Origin of the sequence: Pseudorhodobacter sp. (assembly GCF_030452865.1) — a bacterium.
GTDB lineage: Bacteria > Pseudomonadota > Alphaproteobacteria > Rhodobacterales > Rhodobacteraceae > Pseudorhodobacter.
Genome location: NZ_JAKDLJ010000531.1, coordinates 1 through 2,012, shown reverse-complemented (window position 1 = coordinate 2,012; position 2,012 = coordinate 1). Strand labels below are relative to the sequence as shown.

The window sequence follows — 2,012 nt, the reverse complement described above, 5'->3', positions numbered from 1 at the left end:
CAATGCAGTCATACCGCCGCGCAGGAACGCCAAGCCGTGGAAGGCGATCACGGCAGGTGCGGTCGCGCGCAACGAGGCCCTGCGGGCATCGAAAGACCTCGGCCGTGCGCTCTGGCGACCCCTCTCGGCAGCATCCTGCGGCTGCGCCTGCCGGGCAATGGATGGAGCGAATACCACCGCCGAAGCCGCGTCGAAACCAACCCTCCCATGGTTTGAAGACAAACCATTGCCGCGCAGTGCATGGCGCGGGACTTCGACCGTCAGGTCGCGGAGTTCCAGGTCCGTGTTGCCGTGCTGAACGGCTTCACCGCGCTCGGCATCCCTCTCCCAAAGGTTGCACGATAGGTCTGTCCGGCAGAAGGGGCAGTCCGGACGCCAGATGATTTGTGAAAAAGTGCCCAATGGGTGGCGCCTGTCCTCCGCGCTGCGCGTGAATGAAACCATCGCCGCCTGTCGAAGGCTCGCCGCGTGCAGCGGATGGTCTGGTCCACGGCACCCGCGCTTTGATGGCGAAGGATCACAGCAGCCGGGTGGAAAACCTCGATCACGGGCTTGTCACGGAAAACCACACAGTTGCGCTGTTTGCGGTCGACCCGGCGCATCCCGGCAAGGCGCATGTGATCTGCGAGTGCCAGCAACACATATCGCGGGGAGCAAGGGCTGCGCGCACCCCCTCGATTGCGGAAATTTGGGCGGAGCCTGAAGCGCGTGCTTTCAAAGGGGCGTTGCGGGCCTGGGAAGATGATGAGCTTGTTTTTGATCGTGAATACAATGAGCGTGTCAAGCGTGAATCTGTCCTACGCCCGCCCGGCGGCGGTGCTGTTTTGTCTTGCCCTTGGTTGCGATCAACTGGAAGTCGGTCTAATAGCGACAATGATCTGCCTGAATGCGACAGTCACGATTGCTTGTTTGATGACGATTAGCGCGTTTCAGACAAAAGAAATTGTTGCCGGATGGTGAATATGCGGGTTTATTGACCGGGAAGACAACAAAAACAATGGACAGAGTCCAAAGGGAGAATCGAATGAAAGACGATCTTGCAAAGCTCATCGACAGGATTGACGCGGCGCGTATGGGGCGGCGTGGCTTCATGGGTGGCGCGGCCGCAGTGGGCGCGTTGGCGGCAATGGGTGCGCCAGCCATGGCTGCAGGCGAAACACCGAAAAAGGGCGGTCATCTCAAACTGGGGCTCGGCGGTGGTGAAAGTTCCAATAGTCTTGATCCGGCGTTGACGCTCAGTCAGGCACCCTATAACGTCATGGCCCATATCGGTGAGCCGCTGGTCCGGGTGAATCCCGACAACAGTCTGGATATGCGGATTGCTGAGGAATTGAGCGCGAGCCCGGATGCAAAGGTCTGGTCGTTCAAAATCCGGCAGGGTATCACGTTCCATGACGGCAGCAAATTGACCGCGGATGACGTGTTGAAGACGATGCAACGCCATTCGGATGAAAAGGCAACTTCGGGTGCGTTGGGCATCATGAAGGGGATCGCCTCGATGCGCGCCGAAGGCGATTTGTTTGAAATCACCTTGTCCGATGCAAACGCCGACCTTCCGTACTTGATGGCGGATCGTCACCTGATGATCCAGCCCGGCGGCGGCATCGACAATCCGGCCAGCGGCATCATGTCCGGTCCCTACAAAATCGTCATCAATGAACCGGGCGTGCGCCACACGTTTGAGCGTTACGCTGGATATTGGGATGACGGGATCGGCCATTTCGACTCGACCGAAATTCTGATCATCAATGACTCGACGGCGCGGACTGCGGCGCTGCAATCAGGTCAGGTTGATATGGCCAACCTGATTGACCCCAAAATCGCCGCCCTTCTGGGCAAGGCTCCGGGTATCAATCTGGCGCAAACGCAAGGGCGCGGTCAAAACGTGTTCGTGATGCATGTCGATACGGCACCGTTTGACAATAACGACCTGCGCTTGGCGTTGAAATACGCCATGGACCGGCAGGAAATGCTGGATAAGGTGTTGCGTGGCTTTGGCTCCATCGGCAATG

The 2,012-nt window shown here is 58.6% G+C and carries 2 protein-coding genes and 1 pseudogene; all 3 read left to right on the top strand.

Translation table 11 applies throughout. The features are described 5' to 3' along the window. Nucleotides 1-345: pseudogene (locus tag L0H65_RS19070) on the top strand (hypothetical protein); the annotation flags it as partial. A gap of 89 nt (nucleotides 346-434) precedes the next feature. Then, on the top strand, nucleotides 435-923 hold the full coding sequence (locus L0H65_RS19065) for a hypothetical protein (RefSeq protein ID WP_301460771.1): 489 nt from the start codon (nucleotides 435-437) through the stop codon (nucleotides 921-923). A 101-nt stretch (nucleotides 924-1,024) separates the two neighbouring features. Continuing rightward, the coding region (locus L0H65_RS19060; RefSeq protein ID WP_301460770.1) for an ABC transporter substrate-binding protein at nucleotides 1,025-2,012 on the top strand (988 nt) is incomplete at its 3' end.

What these genes read in the sequence shown, in the direction of transcription:
- L0H65_RS19065 (WP_301460771.1), top strand. Translation starts at nt 435, where the DNA reads ATGAAACCATCGCCGCCTGTCGAAGGCTCGCCGCGTGCAGCGGATGGT.